Origin of the sequence: Dyella kyungheensis (assembly GCF_016905005.1) — a bacterium.
Classification (GTDB): Bacteria; Pseudomonadota; Gammaproteobacteria; order Xanthomonadales; family Rhodanobacteraceae; genus Dyella; species Dyella kyungheensis.
The window spans coordinates 442,574-460,044 of sequence record NZ_JADIKC010000007.1 but is presented as its reverse complement, the minus strand read 5'-3'; the positions used below and the strand labels follow the sequence as shown (position 1 = coordinate 460,044).

Here is a 17,471-nt window from a genome sequence, read left to right as displayed (position 1 = left end):
ATGGTCCCTGGACTGATTACCGCATTCCTGCTGGTGCTCTTCGTTGGCTCCTGCATCTGGATCTGGCGGCCGGGTACGAAGCCCGCCATGGATGCCGCCGCGCAAATGCCGCTGGACGATGACAAGGAGGAAATCGCATGACTTCCGGATGGACCTGGTACGTCATCGCCATCGTGGTGGCCAACCTGATCGGTTGCGTGTGGCTGCTGCGCGCCAACACGCGTCGTAGCCCCACCGATCCCAAGCCCGATGAAACCGGCCACGTGTGGGACGGCAACCTCACCGAGTACAACAAGGCGTTGCCGCGCTGGTGGATCAACCTGTTCTACATCACCATCGTGTTCGCTGTCGGCTACCTGATCTGGTACGGCGTGGGCAATGTGCAGGGCATCGGCCATTGGAGCTCGCACAAGGAGTGGGCGCTGGAATCGGCGGCCGAAGACGCCCGCCTCGACGACACGCTCAAGCTCTATGCTGGCCAGCCCATCGACGTGCTGGCCAAGAACCCGCAGGCGGTGGAGATGGGGCGCACGATCTTCATCAATCGCTGCGCGGCATGTCATGGCTCGACCGGGCATGGTGCCAACGGCTTCCCCGATCTGACCGACGACATCTGGCATTGGGGCGGCACGCCGCATCGCATTCTGGAGACCATCCAGGAAGGGCGTCAGGCGGTTATGCCGGCCTGGGCGACCACGCTCACCGCGCAAGGTGGCCCGAGCGCAGTCGATGACACGATTGCCTATGTGTTGTCGTTGTCCAAGCCGGCGCAGGCCAAGGATGAGGCGACCGAGCGGGGCGAGAAATTGTTCCAGACCATCTGCGTGGCTTGCCATGGCCCGCAGGGCAAGGGTAACCAGGTCGTGGGTGCGCCGGATCTTTCGGATAGCTATTGGCTTTACGGCAGCAGCAAGGCCTCGCTGCACAGGACCTTGAACGAAGGTCGGCAGGGCGTGATGCCTGCATGGAAGCCGGTGCTTGGCGATACGCGCACGCGCCTGGTCGGTGCCTACGTTTGGACACTGTCGCCCCACAGGGATCCGCCGCCGGCGGGTGCAGTAGTCGCCGAATGAGCCAGCGGAACACCATCGTGCCCGCCCGTCACGAGCCAGCCTCGCAACGCCTCGGTGCGTTGCTGTGGCCGAGCTTCTTCGTGGCCGGCGTGGTGACGATGGTGTTCTTTGCCTTCATCGATCCGATCGCCCTGAGGGACATCACCTTTCCCTCGTTGAAGATCGGGCGCGAATTTGGCTACACCCTCGGCTTCTTCCTCATCTGGCTGGCAACGGCCTCGTCGAGCCTGTTCACCTGGATCCTCCTTCGCCCCAGTCGCGAGGTGCGGTCTCTCAAAGGTCCCGGTAAGCAACCATGAGTCGCCGCATTCCACTCAACGTCGTCGACGACGGGAGCGATTCGTACTACGTCAGCGAACGCAAGGTCTATCCGCGCGACGTATCCGGTCGCTTCAACCGCCTTCGGGTGGCTGCGGTCATCTGGTTGCTGGGCATGTACTACAGCTTCCCCTGGCTGACCTGGCAAGGACGGCAGGCGGTGTTGCTGGATCTGCCGGCGCGCAAGTTCCATGTCTTTGGATGGATGTTCCTGCCGCAGGACTTCCTGTTCCTGGCGTTGCTGTTGATCATCGCGGCGCTGGCATTGTTCTTCTTCACCGCGCTGGCCGGCCGCCTGTTCTGCGGCTACGCGTGCCCGCAGACGGTATGGACCGAAGTGTCGCTGTGGATCGAGCGCTGGTGCGAAGGCGATCGCAACAAGCGCATCAAACTGGACGCCGGTGGCTGGACGCGCGAAAAGATCCTGCGCAAGAGCGCGCGCCACACCCTGTGGATCGTGTTCTCGCTGTGGACCGGTTTCACTTTCGTGGGCTACTTCAGCCCGATCGGCGAACTGGCGCGCCGCACGCCCTTCGCATGGGGCGGATGGGAAGCGTTCTGGATCCTGTTCTATGCGTTCGCTACCTGGGGCAATGCGGGTTTCTTGCGGCAGCAGGTCTGCAAGTATATGTGCCCTTACGCGCGCTTCCAGAGCGCGATGTTCGACCGCAACACCCTGCTGATCGCCTATGACCCGATGCGTGGCGAGCCGCGCGGACCGCGCAAGCGCGGACTGCAAAGCGTGCTTGAACGTGCGCGGGGTCTGCTCGACACGGTCACGGCGTACGACTACGTGTTCCGTGCAAGCCAGCATCCTTCCGCGGCCGACAATCGCGCACAGGCCGGCGGCACCATCACGCTGGCGGCCCTGGGCGAAGAAGCCAAGCCGCTGCCCAGGTTCACGCTCGACGAGCTGGGCGACTGCATTGACTGCACCATCTGCGTGCAGGTGTGCCCGGTCGGCATCGATATCCGCAACGGCCTGCAATACGAATGCATCGCCTGCGGTGCCTGCATCGACGCCTGCGACGAGGTGATGGGCAAGGTCGGTTATCCCAAAGGCCTGATTCGTTACACCACGCAGAACCAGATCGATGGAAAGCCGGCCAGGGTCTTGCGTATCCGCATCCTGGTTTATGGGGTGCTGCTGTTCGCCCTGATGGGAGGCTGGCTGTACGGCGTGACCCACCGCAGCCCGTTGATGGCCGAAGTGCTGCGCGATCGCAACGCGATGTACAACGAGGCCGCCAATGGCGACATCCAGAACGCTTACACCTTGAAGTTGGTCAACAAGGCGCAACAGGCGCATCGCTTCGCCATCGACGTGCGCTCCACTGATGTCGCCGACATTCGACTGGGCGGAGGATCGAAAGCGGTACTTGCGCAGAGCGGCGAAGTGCTCTCGATACCGCTCACGGTGACCGCCTCGCCGGAAACCGCCGGCCGTCATGAAGTGACATTCCACGTGCGCGATCTCGACGCCGACGCCTCCGTCGACGTCAAAAGCAGCTTCTTTGGACCTTTGCCATGAACCAGACACGCAGTACCTGGCGCGAACCGATGGTGTGGATGCTGGTGGGCCTGCCACTGGCATCGGTGGCCATCGGCTTCGCCTTGTTGTTTGCAGCCGTCCACCCCGGGCGCGAAGACATGGAGACCGTCACCCAGGCCACCCATGTGGGCAAGATGCTGGTATCCGCGCAGGATGCGCCTGCCACCGAGGTCTCCACCAAGGGGCTGGTGCTTCGATTGAAGGGCGACATGATCGAAGCCGTGCCGATGGATGGCGATTTCCCGCGTGGCGGCAAGCTGCGGCTCACGCTCAGGACTGGTGACACACAAGCGGTGGATCGCACCGTGGAACTATCGCCCAGCGAGCTGGGCTGGCGCGGTGTGGAATCGCTGGACGGTGGGCATGACTGGCTGGTCGAACTGAGCCCCGACAACGCGGCATGGTCTCTTCGTGGACGCTGGACGGTGCAAGCGCGAGCCATTCGCCTGACGCCCTGATCGTGGACCGCGCCGTCGATGTCGACCCGACCGGTCGGCCACAGCTCTGCTATCACTGCGGCGAGGCATTGCCGCAGGAGCCGTTGCAGTTCGACGTCGAAGGCACCTCACGAGGCTTCTGCTGTCACGGCTGTGTCGCCGCTGCCGAATGGATCCGCCATTCCGAGCTGGGCGACTACTACCGCCTGCGCAGTGCCGCGGGGACGCGCGTCGAGGATGTGCCCGATCTCGCCAGCTGGGATCGCGATGACCTGTTGGGCGAACACGCACTGCCGGTGGCCGGTGGCCTCGAAATGACCCTGCTGACCGACGGCATGCGTTGCGCCGCCTGCGCGTGGCTGATCGATCAGGCACTGCGGCGCGAGACGGGCGTTTTCGACACCAGTGCCAACGCGGTCACCGGCCGCATCCGCATCGGCTGGAATCCGGCGCAGGTTCGACTGTCGCAACTGCTTCAACGCCTGGCGATGCTCGGTTATCGCCCGTACCTCGCCACCGGTGCCGCACGTGAGCGCGAACGCGTGGCAGAGCATCGCCGTTGGCTGACGCGCTTGGGCATTGCAGGCCTGGGCGCGATGCAGACCATGATGTTTTCCGAGGCGCTCTATCTGGATTTCGGTCATCACATGGCCGGAGCGACGCGCGACTTCTTTCGCTGGACCGCCTTTTTGGTTGCCACGCCCGTGGTGTTCTACTCGGGCTGGCCGTTCCTGCAGGGCTGCTGGCGGGAGCTGCGGCAGCGACGTCCAGGCATGGATACGTTGATCGCCAGCTCGACGCTGCTGGCCTACCTTGCCAGCGTGGTGGAAACCGTCCGTAGTGGCGCACAGATCTGGTACGACGCCGCGACCATGTTCGTCTTCCTGTTGCTCACGGCGCGACTGCTGGAGCAGCGCGCGCGTCGCGTTGCCAGTGCGCAGGTGGATGCGCTCGCGCGAGCGCGTCCCACCCTGGCCGTCCGCGAACGCGATGATGGCAGTCGCGAGTCGGTGCCGGTGGCATCGCTCCAGGTCGGCGATATCGTCTGCATCGCGGTAGGCGAGGTGGTGCCCGCCGACGGTTGCCTGCTCACGGCGGAAGCGTCGTTTGAAGAGGCATTGCTGACCGGCGAGTCGCGGCCGATGACTCGTGCGAAGGGCGCCACCATCTACGCCGGTACGGTGTGCCGCGAGATTCCCGCGCGACTCGAAGTGACGCAGACCGGAGCTGCCACGCGTTTGTCGCAGCTGGCGCGGCTGGTCGAGCAGGCGCAAGCGCAACGCCCGCGTTTGGCGCGCATCGCCGATCGCATCGGCAGCGTGTTCGTCTCGGTGCTGTTGGTGCTGGCGGTGATCGTCTACGGGGTGTGGCGTTGGCACGATCCGGCCCGTGCCTTCGAAGTGACGCTGTCGCTGCTGGTCGTCAGTTGTCCCTGCGCGCTTTCACTGGCGGTGCCTGCCGCGTTGGCGGCAAGCCATGGAGCATTGGCGCGCATGGGCGTGCTCTCGATCCGCGCCGGCGGCCTGGAGCAGCTTGCGCGGGTCAACGACATGGTGTTCGACAAGACCGGCACGCTGACCAGCGTGCAGCTCGCGCTGGGCGACGTGCATACAACGGCCGAGATATCGCCTGCCATGGCCTTGCAGATGGCAGCCGCGCTGGAGCGGGACAGCAACCATCCGATCGCCCGGGCGTTCGCCGATACGAGCACGTCGCTGCAGGCACACGACCTGCGCACAGTGACCGGACACGGCGTGCTTGGACTGATCGACGGCAAGGCATGGAGGCTGGGGCGCGCATCGTTTGCGGGGCGCCGCGAAGACGATGGCCAGCTCTGGCTGGGCGATGGACAGCGGGTGGTCGCGCGCTTCTCCCTGCAGGAAAGTCTGCGCGCGGATGCCACTCAAGCCATCGCCGCGCTGCGGGCTCTGGGCATCGAGCTACACCTCGCCAGCGGCGATGCGGCCAACCCGGTGCGGCGCTTGATGACCGAGCTGAAGATCGGCAGGGCGCATGCCCGCCAGTCGTCCGAGGACAAGCTGGCGCTGGTGCGCGCGCTGCAAGCCAAGGGGCGCGTGGTGGCGATGGTGGGCGATGGGCTCAACGATGCGCCGGTGCTGGCGGGCGCCGATGTATCGATCGCCATGGGCGAGGGCGCTTCATTGGCGCAGCGCGCCGCGGACATGGTGTTGACCTCGCCATCGCTGCTGCGGCTCTCCGACGCCATTCGGCTTTCGCGCCAGACGCAGCGGATCATCCGCCAGAACTTTGCCTGGGCGGTGGGCTATAACGTGCTCGCGCTGCCCCTGGCGATGACCGGGCACGTGACGCCGGCCATCGCGGCCCTGGGCATGGCGCTGTCCTCTCTGGTCGTGACGATCAATGCGCTCCGCCTGACGCGGTCGCGCAATACGGAGGCGACGCGATGATCATCCTGCTGATGCTGGTGCCGCTGAGTCTGATGCTGCTCGCCTTCGCGATCGGTGCGTTCGTATGGGCCGTCCGCAAGGGACAGTTCGACGATATGGACACGCCGGCGCTGGATATCCTGCGTGACGATAGCCGGCCGGACTTACCTCCAGCAGGACGGGATGCACCGGGCAAGGACGTCGTTCCCGATGGCGATTGACTCGCTGGCGTTGTCGGCCGCGCTGTTGACCGGCGTGCTTGGCGGCGTGCACTGCGCTGCCATGTGTGGCGGCATCGCTACAGGTTTCTCGATGTGGTCGCCTCGCCATGGGCTGATGGCGTCCGTGCAGTTGAATGCGGGCCGTGTGCTTGGCTACGCGCTGGCGGGCGCCTTGGTCGGCGGTGTGGGCGACGGCGTGCTGCGCCTGTTCGAATGGCATGCGCTGATCGTCGGTGCGCGGATGGCGATGGGCCTGGTGCTGGTGCTGGTGGCGTGGCGCTTGCTCGACAAGCGCGGTCGCCTGCGTTTCCTCGGACGTCCGGCCACACGCCTTTGGCGTTGGCTGCAGCCGTTGCAGCGACGTCTGCTTCCGGCGAACACGCCGCTTCGGCGACTCGTTGCCGGCATGCTGTGGGGATGGATGCCCTGCGGCCTTAGCGGGACGCTGCTGGCTGCCGCGTGGCTGCAGGCGAGTGCCGTGGGCGGCGCGGCCATCATGGCGGCGTTTGGTCTGGGCACGTGGTTGATGATGGTGCCGCTTACGTGGTCCGGCGTGAGGATGGGACGCTGGATGCAGCGCGAGGGGGCGCGGCGAGGCGTGGCGGCGTTTGTGCTGCTGGCTGGGGTGATGACGATGGCGGGGCCATGGCTGATGCAGGTGCCGGCGCTGCATGGCGTCATGGGGTGGCTGGGGTGTGGATCGCTTCGTTGAGTCGCGCACAAGTGCGCTCCCACAAGTTGGCGGTATTCCTGTAGGAGCGCACCCTGTGCGCGACGCCGTTTGCCTCAGTCCACACAAAAAAAGGCCGCCTTTCGGCGGCCCTTTTCAATCTGCCCGAAGGCAAACGATCAATAACGGTAGTGATCCGGCTTGTACGGACCTTCCACCGGCACGCCGATGTAGTCGGCCTGTTCCTGCGTGAGCTTGGTCAGCTTCACGCCGATCTGCTCCAGGTGCAGGCGAGCCACTTCCTCGTCCAGTTTCTTGGGCAGGCGGTAGACCGTGTTCTCGTAGACGTCCTTGTTCGCCCACAGGTCGAGCTGGGCCAGCGTCTGGTTGGAGAAGCTGTTGGACATCACGAAGCTCGGGTGGCCATGGGCGCAGCCCAGGTTCACCAGGCGGCCCTCGGCCAGCATGTAGATGCTGCGGCCGGTCTGCTCGAACGTGTAGCGATCCACTTGCGGCTTGATCGTTTCGCGCGACACGCCCTTGGCGCCGTTCAAACGATCCATCTGGATCTCGTTGTCGAAGTGGCCGATGTTGCACACCAGCGCGTTGTTCTTCATCGCCGCCATGTGCTCCAGCGTGATGATGTCCTTGTTGCCGGTGGTGGTGACGTAGATGTCGCCCAGGCCCAGGGTGTCTTCAATGGTGGTGACCTGGAAGCCTTCCATCGCGGCCTGCAGGGCGTTGATCGGGTCGATCTCGGTCACGATCACGCGGGCACCGAAGCCCTTGAGCGAATGCGCGCAACCCTTGCCCACGTCGCCGTAACCGCAGACCACGGCCACCTTGCCGGCGACCATCAGGTCGGTCGCGCGCTTGATGCCGTCGGCCAGCGATTCGCGGCAGCCGTAGAGGTTGTCGAACTTGCTCTTGGTCACCGAGTCGTTGACGTTGATCGCCGGCACCAGCAGCTTGCCGGCTTCGGCGAGCTGGTAGAGGCGGTGCACACCGGTGGTGGTTTCTTCGGAGACGCCCTTCCATTCGGCGGCGATCTTCTTGAACCAGCCCGGACGCGCGGCAGCGGTGCGCTTGACCAGGTCCTTGATGACCTGCTCTTCGTGGTTGCCGCTGGGCGTGTTGACCCAGTCGCTGCCGTCTTCGAGTTCCACGCCCTTGTGGATGAACAAGGTCGCGTCGCCGCCGTCGTCGACGATCAGCTGCGGGCCGAGCTCACCCGGGTGGGTCAGCATGTCGAGCGTGCATTCCCAATACTCTTCCAGCGTCTCGCCCTTCCAGGCGAACACCGGCAGGCCACCGGCGGCGAGCGCTGCGGCGACGTCGTCCTGGGTCGAGAAGATGTTGCACGAGGCCCAACGCACCGACGCACCCAGCTCACGCAGGGTTTCGGCGAGCACGGCGGTTTCCTTCGTGCAGTGCAGGGAGCCGGACAGGCGCACGCCCTTGAGCGGCTTGTCCTTGGCGTAGCGGGCGCGGATCTGCATCAGGCCCGGCATTTCTTCTTCGGCCATGCGGATGCGGCGGCGGCCGAGTTCGGCGAGCGACATATCGCGGACCTTGAAGTCCTGCGAGGCGGAATCCTTGGTAACTGCGTTCATTTGGCTTAGCTCCGGGTGTTGCGGCTGAAAAAGCCGCATCGTTGTCCGGGCGCCGTTACAGGAAGAATCCGTCGAGCCTGGCCGGGTTCGTGGAACACGCTGGGGTGTGCACGGAGCCGCGGTCGCAGCGCCCCTCGACGGGACGCATGAGTATAGCGTCCTCGGATGATGGTTTCGTCGCCGAAGGGCCATCGGGTTCAGGCCAACCATGACCGATGGCCTAGTGGCGCCGGCCGGCGAGAGGGTAATGTCGCAGGAGTCATGACACAGGGGATCGCCTCGCATGGATAAGTCGTTGCGCCGTTTCGTGCTGGCCGGCTTGTTGCTGGCCACCTCACCGCTGGTGCTGGCGGATACGCCGCCACCGGCGCCCGCCGCCACCGGCTATCTCGCGCCGCCCGCGCCGTTGCAGGCGCTGGTGGATGCGCCGCGACCGCCGCAGCTGTCGATCAGCCCGCATCGGGACCTGCTGGCGCTCACCCAGACGCCGCCGCTGCCCGGCATCGACGTGGTGGCGCAACCTGAACTGAAACTCGCCGGCCTGCGCATCAATCCACGCACCTATGCGCAGAGCCGCTTCGTGTTCGGCAGCGACCTGTGGCTGATGGATGTGGCCACCGGCAAGGAGATCCGCCTGCAGGGGCTGCCCAAGCCGCTGTCCATCGCCACCTCGGCGTGGTCGCCCGACCAGCGCTATCTCGCCTTCAACCAGGTGAATGCGCGCGAAGGCAGCAACGAGCTGTGGGTGGTCGACATCGCCGCCCGCTCGGCGCGCCGGCTGATCACGCTGCCGTTGAATACCGTGGCAGGTCGCGGTTATCGCTGGATGCCCGACAGCTCGCAGCTGCTGGTGCAGTTGCAGCCCGAAGGGCAGGGTCCGGCACCGGTCGCCAGCATCATCCCGACCGGCCCGGATACGCAGCAGACGGCGGCCGGCGGTGGCGTGAAGGCCATCCGCACTTATCAGGACATGCTGCGCAACGAAGACGATGCGAAGTTGTTCGAGTACTACCTGCGCTCGCAGTCCGCGCTGGTGTCGCTGGACGGCAAGGTCACCAAGCTCGGCGCGCCGGCCTTGACGCTCGGCATCGCGCCGTCGCCCGATGGCCGCTATCTGCTGAGCGAACGCGTGGAGCGTCCGTTCTCCTATCTCGTCCCCGTGGAAAGTTTCCCGCGTCGCATCGAAGTGCTCGATCGCGACGGCAAGCTGGTGAAGGAAATCGCCCATCTGCCGCTGGTGGAAGGCCTGCCCACCGGCAACGATGCCGTGCCCACCGACGTGCGCGACATCACCTGGCGTGCCGATGCACCGGCCACGCTGGTGTGGGCGGAAGCACAGGATGGCGGCGATCCCGCACGTGCCGCGGATGTTCGCGACCTCGTGCAGACGCAGGCCGCGCCGTTCGAGCAGGCGCCGGTGACGCTGGCGAAACTCGGCGGCCGCTATGCCGGCGCGTATTGGGCCAACGGCAAGCTGGCGTTGATCGACGAGTTCTGGTGGAAGACGCGTCACGTGAAGGAATGGCGCGTGTCGCCCGATCAGCCGACGCAGGCGCCCGCGCTGGTGCGCGAGGGCTCCTCGGAAGACCGCTATCGCAATCCAGGCACGCCCGCGACCATGCCCGATGAGCATGGCGAATCGCGCCTGATCGTCACCGCCGATGGCCAGAGCATCTATCGCCTCGGTGAAGGCGCCTCGCCCGAGGGCGATCGTCCGTTCATCGACCGGGTGAACCTGCAGACCGGCGCGAACACGCGATTGTTCCAGTCGCAGGCGCCGTACTACGAAGACCCGCAGATCCTGCTGGACGCGGAAGGCACGCGTGCGCTGATCTCGCGCGAGTCGCCCACCGAGCCGACCAACTACTACGTGCGCGATCTCGCCGCGAACGGCAAGCTGCGCGAGCTGACCCATTTCCCCAATCCGCTGCCGCAACTGGTGGGCGTGAAGAAGGAGCAGATCCGTTACAAGCGCAAGGATGGCGTGGAACTCACCGGCACGCTCTACTTGCCGCCCCATTACGATCCGAAGAAGGATGGCCCGCGCCCGATGCTGATGTGGGCTTATCCGGCCGAGTTCAAATCGGCGGATGCGGCGGGGCAGGTCACCGACTCGCCGTATCGCTTCAACCGCATCAGCTATTGGGGCCCGCAGGCCTTCCTAACCATGGGCTACACGGTGTTGGACAACTTCTCCGTGCCGATCGTGGGCGAAGGCAGCAAGGAACCCAACGACACCTACATCCCGCAGCTGGTGGCCAGTGCGGAAGCCGCGGTCGATGAAGTGGTGCGCCGTGGCGTGGCCGATCGCAACCGCATCGCGGTGGGCGGCCACTCCTATGGTGCGTTCATGACCGCCAACCTGCTCGCGCATACGCGCCTGTTCAAGGCGGGCATCGCGCGCAGCGGCGCCTACAACCGTACCTTGACGCCGTTTGGCTTCCAGTCGGAGGAGCGCAACTACTGGCAGGCACCGGAGGTCTACAACACCATGTCGCCGTTCAACTACGCGGACCACATCAAGGACGCGTTGCTGATGATCCACGGCGAGCAGGACAACAACTCCGGCACGTTCCCGATCCAGAGCGAGCGCATGTACGCCGCCATCAAGGGTCTGGGCGGCACGGCGCGGCTGGTGTTGTTGCCGAACGAGGCGCATGCGTACCGGGCGCGCGAATCGATCATGCAGATGCTGGCCGAGATGAACAACTGGCTGGACGTGTACGTGAAGCAGGCCAAGCCTGCGGGCAAGGCCGCAGCCGCGCACTGAGCGGCTGCGAACGAACAGGAGAGAGCGGGGCGCATCGTCGTCCCGCTTTTTTTATGTCGCTGAACGATTTTGTGGCATTGCACAAATGTGCCTCGCTTGGGGTAGTCTTGGACGTCCAGACATCCGCCACGTGGCATCGATGAACCAGCACCGCAGTCCTGAGTTCTCTCCGCACGACGCGCCCCTGCGCGAAGACGTCCGCCGCCTCGGCACGCTGGTCGGCACCATGCTGGCCGAGCAAATTTCTCCCGAATTTCTCGATGAAGTCGAGCGCATACGCACAGCGGCCATCGAACGCCGCGTGGAAAATGCGCCGCTCGACGTGCTGGGCAGCCTGCTCACTGGCCTGGAAACCGGCCAGGCGGAATCGCTGGCTCGCGCCTTCGCCACCTACTTCCAGGCGGTGAACATCGCCGAACGCATCCATCGCATCCGCCGCCGCCGCGATTACCAGCGCGAGGGCGGCGCGCCGCAACCGGAGTCGCTGCTCGATGTGCTGACGCGCCTGAAGGCGCAGGGCGTGGAAGCGGGCGAACTGATCGAGTGGCTGGAACGGTTACAAGTGGAACCGGTTTTCACAGCGCATCCCACCGAAGCCGTGCGCCGCTCACTGCTGGAAAAGGAACAATCGATCGTGCGCGCGCTGGTCGACAATTTCGATCCCACGCGTACGCCGCAGGAGCGCAAGGAAGACGACGACCGCATCTTCATGGCGCTCAGCTCGGGCTGGCAAACCGCCGAAGCCTCGTCGGTGAGTCCCAGCGTGCAGGACGAGCACCATCACGTCGGCTTCTATCTGGCCAATCCCATCTATCGCATCGTGCCGGCGTTGTACGAGTCGCTCGCCGATGCGTTGCAGACGGTGTATGGCGTGGCCGTGCCGATCCCGCGCCTGCTGAGTTTCGCCACCTGGGTGGGAGGCGACATGGACGGCAATCCGAACGTCGGCGCCGCCACCATCGCCAACAGCCTGTCGACGCAGCGCGCCCATGTGCTCGAACATTACATCGAGGACATCGCCGGCCTTTCGCGCCTGTTGAGCCAGACCGAGGACCGCGTGGACGTGGGCAACGATCTGGCCCATCGCCTGTTCGACTACCGCGTCCGCTTTCCCGAGGCGGCGGCCAAGGTGCGGCCACGCCACGCCGACATGCCGTATCGCAGCCTGTTGACCATCATCGGTGCGCGCCTGCAGGCCACGCTCGAAGACGATCATCCCGAAGGGTATGCCTCCGCCGACGAGTTGCTGGAAGACCTGCGCCTGATCGCCATCAGCCTGATCGATCATCACGGCCTGCACGCGGGCGCGTATGCGGTACGCCGTCTGATCTGGCGCGTGCGCACGTTCGGCTTCCATCTGGCTCGCCTGGACGTACGCCAGGATTCGCGTGTGCACGACGATGCGCTGGCGCAACTGTTGAAGGACGACGACTGGTCGTCGCGCCCGCCGGACCAGCGCGCCGAGCGGCTGCGCCGTTTTGCCGGCGGACAGGACTCGCTGCCCAACAGCGACGATGCCACTGCCACGGCGCTGCACGACGTATTCGCCACGTTGCGCGAAGCGCGCGGCCGCTACGGCGCGGATTCGCTGGGCCTCTACATCATCAGCATGGCGCGCTCTGCCGCCGACGTGCTGGCGGTGCTGGCGCTGTCGCGTTACGGCGGGCTCACCGAGCAGGGCCGGGTGCCGCTCGACGTGGCGCCGTTGTTCGAAACGGTGGATGACCTGACGAACGCGCCCGCCACGTTGCGCGCGCTGCTCGATGATCCCGTCTACCGCGATCACCTGGCCTCGCGCGGCAATCGCCAGTGGGTGATGCTGGGTTATTCCGATAGTGGCAAGGATGGCGGCACGCTCGCCTCGCGCTGGGGTTTGCAACGCGCGCAGGTGGAGTTGCTGGAAGTCGCTGCGGAAGCCGATATCCGACTGTCTTTCTTCCATGGTCGCGGTGGCTCCGCCAGCCGCGGCGGTGCGCGTATCACACCGGCCTTGATGTCCTCCCCGCGTGGTTCGGTGGCCGGTGTGCTGCGTGTGACCGAGCAGGGCGAAGTGATCCATCGCAAGTACGGCATCCGTGCACTGGCGTTGCGCAATCTCGAACAGATGGTCGGCGCGGTTTTGCGTGCATCGTTGCGGCCGCGCACGCACGAGTCTCGTGAAGAAGAATGGCGCGAGCGCATGAGCCGCCTGGCGGCGCGCAGCCGCGAACATTACCGGGCCTTCGTGGATCGCGAAGGCTTTGTCGACTACTTCCGTTCCGCCACGCCGATCGACGTGATCGAACGCATGACGTTGGGTTCGCGTCCGGCGCGCCGCCGCAGCATGCGCGGCGTGCAGGATCTTCGTGCCATTCCGTGGGTGTTCGCGTGGACGCAGTGCCGCTCGATCCTGCCGGGATGGTACGGTTTGGGTTCGGCGCTGGAATTCGGCGCGGCGGAATACGGCGAGCAGGCGATGTCGGAGATGGCGCACGACTGGCCGTTCTTCGCCAACATGCTCGACGACGTGTCGATGGTGCTGGCCAAGAGCGACTTAGGTATTGCCGAAGCGTTCTCGCAACTCGCCGGCCCGTTGCACGAGCCGTTCTTCACGATGATCCGCGAGGAATTCGAGCGCACGCGTCATTGGCTGATGCAGCTCAAGCACAACGACAGCCTGCTGCAGAATGCGCCCCGGCTGGCGACTTCGATCGAGCTGCGCAATCCCTACGTCGATCCGATGAGCCTGTTGCAGGTGGATCTGCTCAAGCGTTGGCGCGAAGGTGGCGAGAGCGACGATGCCCTGCTCACGGCGCTGGTGGCGTGCGTGAATGGCGTGTCGCAGGGGCTGCAGAATACGGGTTGAGACCGAGGCAGTCGCGCACAGGGTGCGCTCCCACAAAAGAGCGCTCGTTGTAGGAGCGCACCCTGTGCGCGACTGCCTTTCGCGTCAGCCGTCCAGCTCCGCCCAGCGTGCGTAAGCCGTATCCAACTCCGCCTGCAGCTTGGACAGCGCTTCATTGGCCTTGGTAAGCGCCGCATTGTCCTGGCGGAAGAAATCCGGATCGTTCATCGCTTCGCTGCGCGCAGCGATATCCGCCTCCAGCTTCTCGATCCGCCCGGGCAACTGCTCCAGCTCGCGCGCATCCTTGTAGCTCAGCTTGCGCTTCGCTTCAGGCGCAGCGGCAGTGGCCGCTGCAACGGGTGCCTTGCTTTCCAGGCTCTTGATCGAAGGCGCCAGCGGTGCACGGCGCTGGCGCAGCCAGTCCGTATAACCGCCCACGTATTCGCCGATCTTGCCTTCGCCTTCGAGCACCAGCGTGCTGGACACGACGTTGTCCAGGAATTCGCGGTCATGCGAGACCAGCAGCAAGGTGCCCTGGTATTGGGTCAGCAACTCTTCCAGCAGCTCCAGCGTTTCCACGTCCAGGTCGTTGGTGGGTTCGTCCATCACCAGCAGGTTGGAGGGCTGCGCGAACAGCTTGGCGAGCAGCAGGCGATTGCGTTCGCCGCCCGACAGGCGAGTGATCGGCGCGCGCGCACGTTCCGGCGAAAACAGGAAGTCCTGCAGATAGCCGATGATGTGCTTGCGCGAGCCGTTGAGCTCGATGAATTCACGCCCTTCGGCCACGTTGTCCAGCGCATTGAGCTGATCGTTGAGCTGCACGCGGTGCTGGTCGAAGTAGGCGATCTGGATGCCGGTGCCCAGCGTGGCGTGGCCACGGTCAGGCTTGAGTTCGCCCAGCATGATCTTCAGCAGCGTGCTCTTGCCGGCACCGTTCGGACCGATGATGCCCACGCGGTCGCCGCGCATGATGGTGGTGCTCAGGTTCTCGATCAGCACGCGACCGCCGTAACTCTGGTGCACGTGCTCCAGGTCGATGACCTTCTTGCCCGACGCCTGCGCATTGGCCATCGTCATCTTGACGTTGCCCGAAAGTTCGCGACGCTGCGAACGCTCCACGCGCAGCGCCTTCAACGCGCGCACGCGGCCTTCGTTGCGCGTGCGGCGCGCCTTGATGCCCTGGCGTATCCACACTTCTTCCTGTGCCAGCTTCTTGTCGAAGTGCGAGTTCGCCTGCGCTTCGGCGTGCAGGCGTTCCTCGCGGCGGCGCAGGTAGTTGTCGTAGTCGCCGGGCCAGTCGGTGAGCTGGCCGCGATCGATCTCGACGATGCGCGTGGCCAGTGCGCGCAGAAAACTGCGGTCATGCGTGATGAAGATGATGCTGCCTTCGAACTGGCGCAGGAACGCTTCGAGCCAGCCGATGGCTTCGATGTCGAGATGGTTGGTGGGCTCGTCGAGCAGCAGCACGTCGGGCTTTCGCACGAGCGCCTGGGCCAGCAACACGCGACGCTTCATGCCGCCGGAGAGCGCGGCGAAATCGGTGTCGCCGGGAAGCTCCAGGCGCGTCAACACGTCGGTGACGCGTCGGTCGAGATCCCAGCCGTGCTGCGCTTCGATCTGCGTCTGCACATCGCCCAGCGCATCCATGTCGCCTTCGGCGAGAAGATGGTGGTAACGGGCGAGCAGCCGGCCCAGGTCGCCGAGGCCTTGCGCGACCACGTCGAACACGCTGCCGGCCGTGTCTTGCGGCACCTCCTGCGCCATGCGCGCAACGACGATGCCGTTCTGCACACGTACTTCGCCATCGTCGGCTTTCAACTCGCCGGCGATCAGCTTCATCAGGGTGGATTTGCCTTCGCCGTTGCGACCGACGATGCACACGCGCTCGTTCGCCTCGATGGAGAGGTCGACGTGTTCGAGCAGGAGGGGGCCGCCGATGCTGAAGTCGACGCGCTGGAGTTGTATCAGGGACATCCGGCCATTTTAAGCGATGCGCTGCAGCAATCGTTCGCTTTGCCGCTCAATACCGGCGCCTATCGGCCGATGAGGAAAGGCCGGAGGAGAAGGCGTGCTCCCGGTCGATGAGGCAGGCGTCTGGCGGAGTAATTGTTTTTTAACGAAAAAATGTGGCGCCTACACGCAAATAGTCCTTTCGCCATACGCTTTTTGCGGGCACACTCCCTTGACGCGTAGACATCGCCTTCACGGTGAAATCTACGTTACGACTCAGCCGGGACGCTGTCATCGTTTTATCGTCCATGGAAACATGGACTTATGTGACCTAATTCAAGTATTGTCTTGACCCGTGGCGACGGTGCTGCGGTTCAGGGTTTGTAACGCCGGTTGAAGCGAGGAACTGGGGTGGCTATCAAGTCCAACACGCTGGCCAGGGCAGCATCCTGGCGCCAAGCTCTACTGGCGTTGCTGGTAGTCGTTGCCGGCGGTTTCGCGAGCGTGGCCCAGGCGGGCTATGCCGCCATCGTCATCAATGAAACCGATGGCCAGGTGATTACGGCAGTGAATGCCGACGAGCCGAATCATCCGGCCTCGCTGGCCAAGATGATGACCATGTACCTCGCCTTCCAGGCGATCCAGAACGGCACGTTGAAGATGGACCAGGAGCTGCCGGTGTCCTCGTGGGCCGCCGCCAAGGCGCCGACCAAGCTCGACCTGCGCAACGGCCAGACCATCACGGTCGAAGATTGCATCCTCGGCATGATCACCAAGTCGGCCAACGATGCCGCCACCGTGGTCGCCGAAGGCCTGGGCGGTTCCGAGGGCCACTTCGTCGAGATGATGAACGCGCAGGCCCAACTGCTGGGCATGAGCAACACGCGCTTCGCCAACGCCTCGGGCCTGCCCGATCCGGACGACACCACCACGGCCCGCGACATGAGCAAGCTGGCCATGGCGCTGTACCACGACTTCCCGCAGTACTCGCACTTGTTCGCGACCAAGGACTTCATGTTCCGCGGCCGTCTCGTGCGCGGCCACAACAACCTGATGGACAAGTACCCGGGCATGGACGGTCTGAAGACCGGCTTCACCAACGTCTCGGGCTTCAACCTGGCCTCCACCGCGGTGAAGGATGGGCGTCGCCTGTTCTCCGTGGTGATGGGTGGGCGCACCGCCGGCATGCGCGACCGTCTGATGGCTCGCCTGCTGGACGATGGTTTCGAGAACCAGGAAACGCCTGCCGCCTTGATCGCCCAGGCCGGTGAAGCCCCGGCAGTCGTGGCGGGTGGGAAGGGCCGTCGCGTCAAGGGTGGCGTTGCCGCCAAGGCCACCGCCGTGGCCGATGCCACGCCGGCTTCGCGTCGCCATCACCGTCGCGGCGCGAAGGCGGACACGGTTGCCAGTGCGGCGACCTGCTCGAAGAAGAAAAAGGGCGCGACTTGTCCGGCTACCACCGCGCGCAGCACGAAGGTGGCAACGGCGGCGGGGCAGAAGGTTGCCTCCGTGGGCGGATCGCCCGACAAGTAAGCGCCGTTCGAATCGGATTGCATGAAAAGCGGGCTGCCTCAGGGCGGCCCGCTTTCGTTGTTGTGGGACCTGATCCGGCGGCAAGCGGCGCCGCCGGAAGTG

12 protein-coding genes, 1 pseudogene and 1 riboswitch are annotated in these 17,471 nt (G+C 65.0%); of the genes and pseudogenes, 11 read left to right on the top strand and 2 right to left on the bottom strand.

What is annotated here, in order from left to right; genetic code table 11:
- The 8 genes from ISP20_RS16585 to ISP20_RS16550 are packed head-to-tail and all read left to right on the top strand — an operon-like array spanning nt 1 to nt 6,721.
- Nucleotides 1-141, top strand: coding sequence for a cbb3-type cytochrome c oxidase subunit 3 (locus tag ISP20_RS16585; protein ID WP_204637214.1), 141 nt, complete (start codon nt 1-3; stop codon nt 139-141).
- Nucleotides 138-1,073, top strand: coding sequence for a cytochrome-c oxidase, cbb3-type subunit III (gene ccoP, locus ISP20_RS16580; RefSeq protein WP_204637213.1), 936 nt, complete (start codon nt 138-140; stop codon nt 1,071-1,073). The genes ISP20_RS16585 and ccoP overlap by 4 nt, the downstream gene beginning before the upstream one ends.
- Complete coding sequence (locus ISP20_RS16575) at nt 1,070-1,372, top strand: hypothetical protein (RefSeq protein ID WP_204637212.1); 303 nt, start codon at nt 1,070-1,072, stop codon at nt 1,370-1,372. The genes ccoP and ISP20_RS16575 overlap by 4 nt, the downstream gene beginning before the upstream one ends.
- Nucleotides 1,369-2,922, top strand: a complete 1,554-nt coding sequence (locus tag ISP20_RS16570) for a 4Fe-4S dicluster domain-containing protein (RefSeq protein WP_204637211.1) — start codon at nt 1,369-1,371, stop codon at nt 2,920-2,922. The genes ISP20_RS16575 and ISP20_RS16570 overlap by 4 nt, the downstream gene beginning before the upstream one ends.
- Complete coding sequence (locus ISP20_RS16565) at nt 2,919-3,401, top strand: FixH family protein (RefSeq protein WP_204637210.1); 483 nt, start codon at nt 2,919-2,921, stop codon at nt 3,399-3,401. The genes ISP20_RS16570 and ISP20_RS16565 overlap by 4 nt, the downstream gene beginning before the upstream one ends.
- Nucleotides 3,344-5,809: a heavy metal translocating P-type ATPase gene (locus ISP20_RS16560; RefSeq protein WP_204637209.1), complete on the top strand. Its 2,466-nt coding sequence runs from the start codon at nt 3,344-3,346 to the stop codon at nt 5,807-5,809. The genes ISP20_RS16565 and ISP20_RS16560 overlap by 58 nt, the downstream gene beginning before the upstream one ends.
- Nucleotides 5,806-6,009, top strand: coding sequence for a cbb3-type cytochrome oxidase assembly protein CcoS (gene ccoS, locus ISP20_RS16555; RefSeq protein ID WP_204637208.1), 204 nt, complete (start codon nt 5,806-5,808; stop codon nt 6,007-6,009). The genes ISP20_RS16560 and ccoS overlap by 4 nt, the downstream gene beginning before the upstream one ends.
- Complete coding sequence (locus tag ISP20_RS16550; RefSeq protein WP_204637207.1) at nt 5,999-6,721, top strand: sulfite exporter TauE/SafE family protein; 723 nt, start codon at nt 5,999-6,001, stop codon at nt 6,719-6,721. The genes ccoS and ISP20_RS16550 overlap by 11 nt, the downstream gene beginning before the upstream one ends.
- A 137-nt stretch (nt 6,722-6,858) precedes the next feature.
- Here ISP20_RS16550 and ahcY read toward each other — a convergent pair whose 3' ends face one another.
- Nucleotides 6,859-8,292 (bottom strand): adenosylhomocysteinase, encoded by a 1,434-nt coding sequence (ahcY, locus tag ISP20_RS16545; RefSeq protein WP_204637206.1) that lies wholly within the window; start codon nt 8,290-8,292, stop codon nt 6,859-6,861.
- Nucleotides 8,293-8,332: 40 nt separating this feature from the next.
- Nucleotides 8,333-8,434: riboswitch (S-adenosyl-L-homocysteine riboswitch) on the bottom strand.
- A gap of 141 nt (nt 8,435-8,575) precedes the next feature.
- Here ahcY and ISP20_RS16540 point away from each other — a divergent pair.
- A pseudogene (locus ISP20_RS16540) lies at nt 8,576-10,963 on the top strand (S9 family peptidase); the annotation flags it as partial.
- 238 nt (nt 10,964-11,201) lie between these two features.
- Nucleotides 11,202-13,907: a phosphoenolpyruvate carboxylase gene (gene ppc / locus ISP20_RS16535; protein WP_204637204.1), complete on the top strand. Its 2,706-nt coding sequence runs from the start codon at nt 11,202-11,204 to the stop codon at nt 13,905-13,907.
- An 84-nt stretch (nt 13,908-13,991) separates the two neighbouring features.
- Here ppc and ISP20_RS16530 read toward each other — a convergent pair whose 3' ends face one another.
- Nucleotides 13,992-15,860 (bottom strand): ATP-binding cassette domain-containing protein, encoded by a 1,869-nt coding sequence (locus tag ISP20_RS16530; RefSeq protein WP_204637203.1) that lies wholly within the window; start codon nt 15,858-15,860, stop codon nt 13,992-13,994.
- Between the two features lie 387 nt (nt 15,861-16,247).
- On the opposite strand from ISP20_RS16530, the gene ISP20_RS16525 reads away from it, so the two are divergent.
- Nucleotides 16,248-17,369, top strand: coding sequence for a serine hydrolase (locus ISP20_RS16525; protein ID WP_204637202.1), 1,122 nt, complete (start codon nt 16,248-16,250; stop codon nt 17,367-17,369).
- The last annotated feature ends 102 nt before the right edge of the window (nt 17,370-17,471 follow it).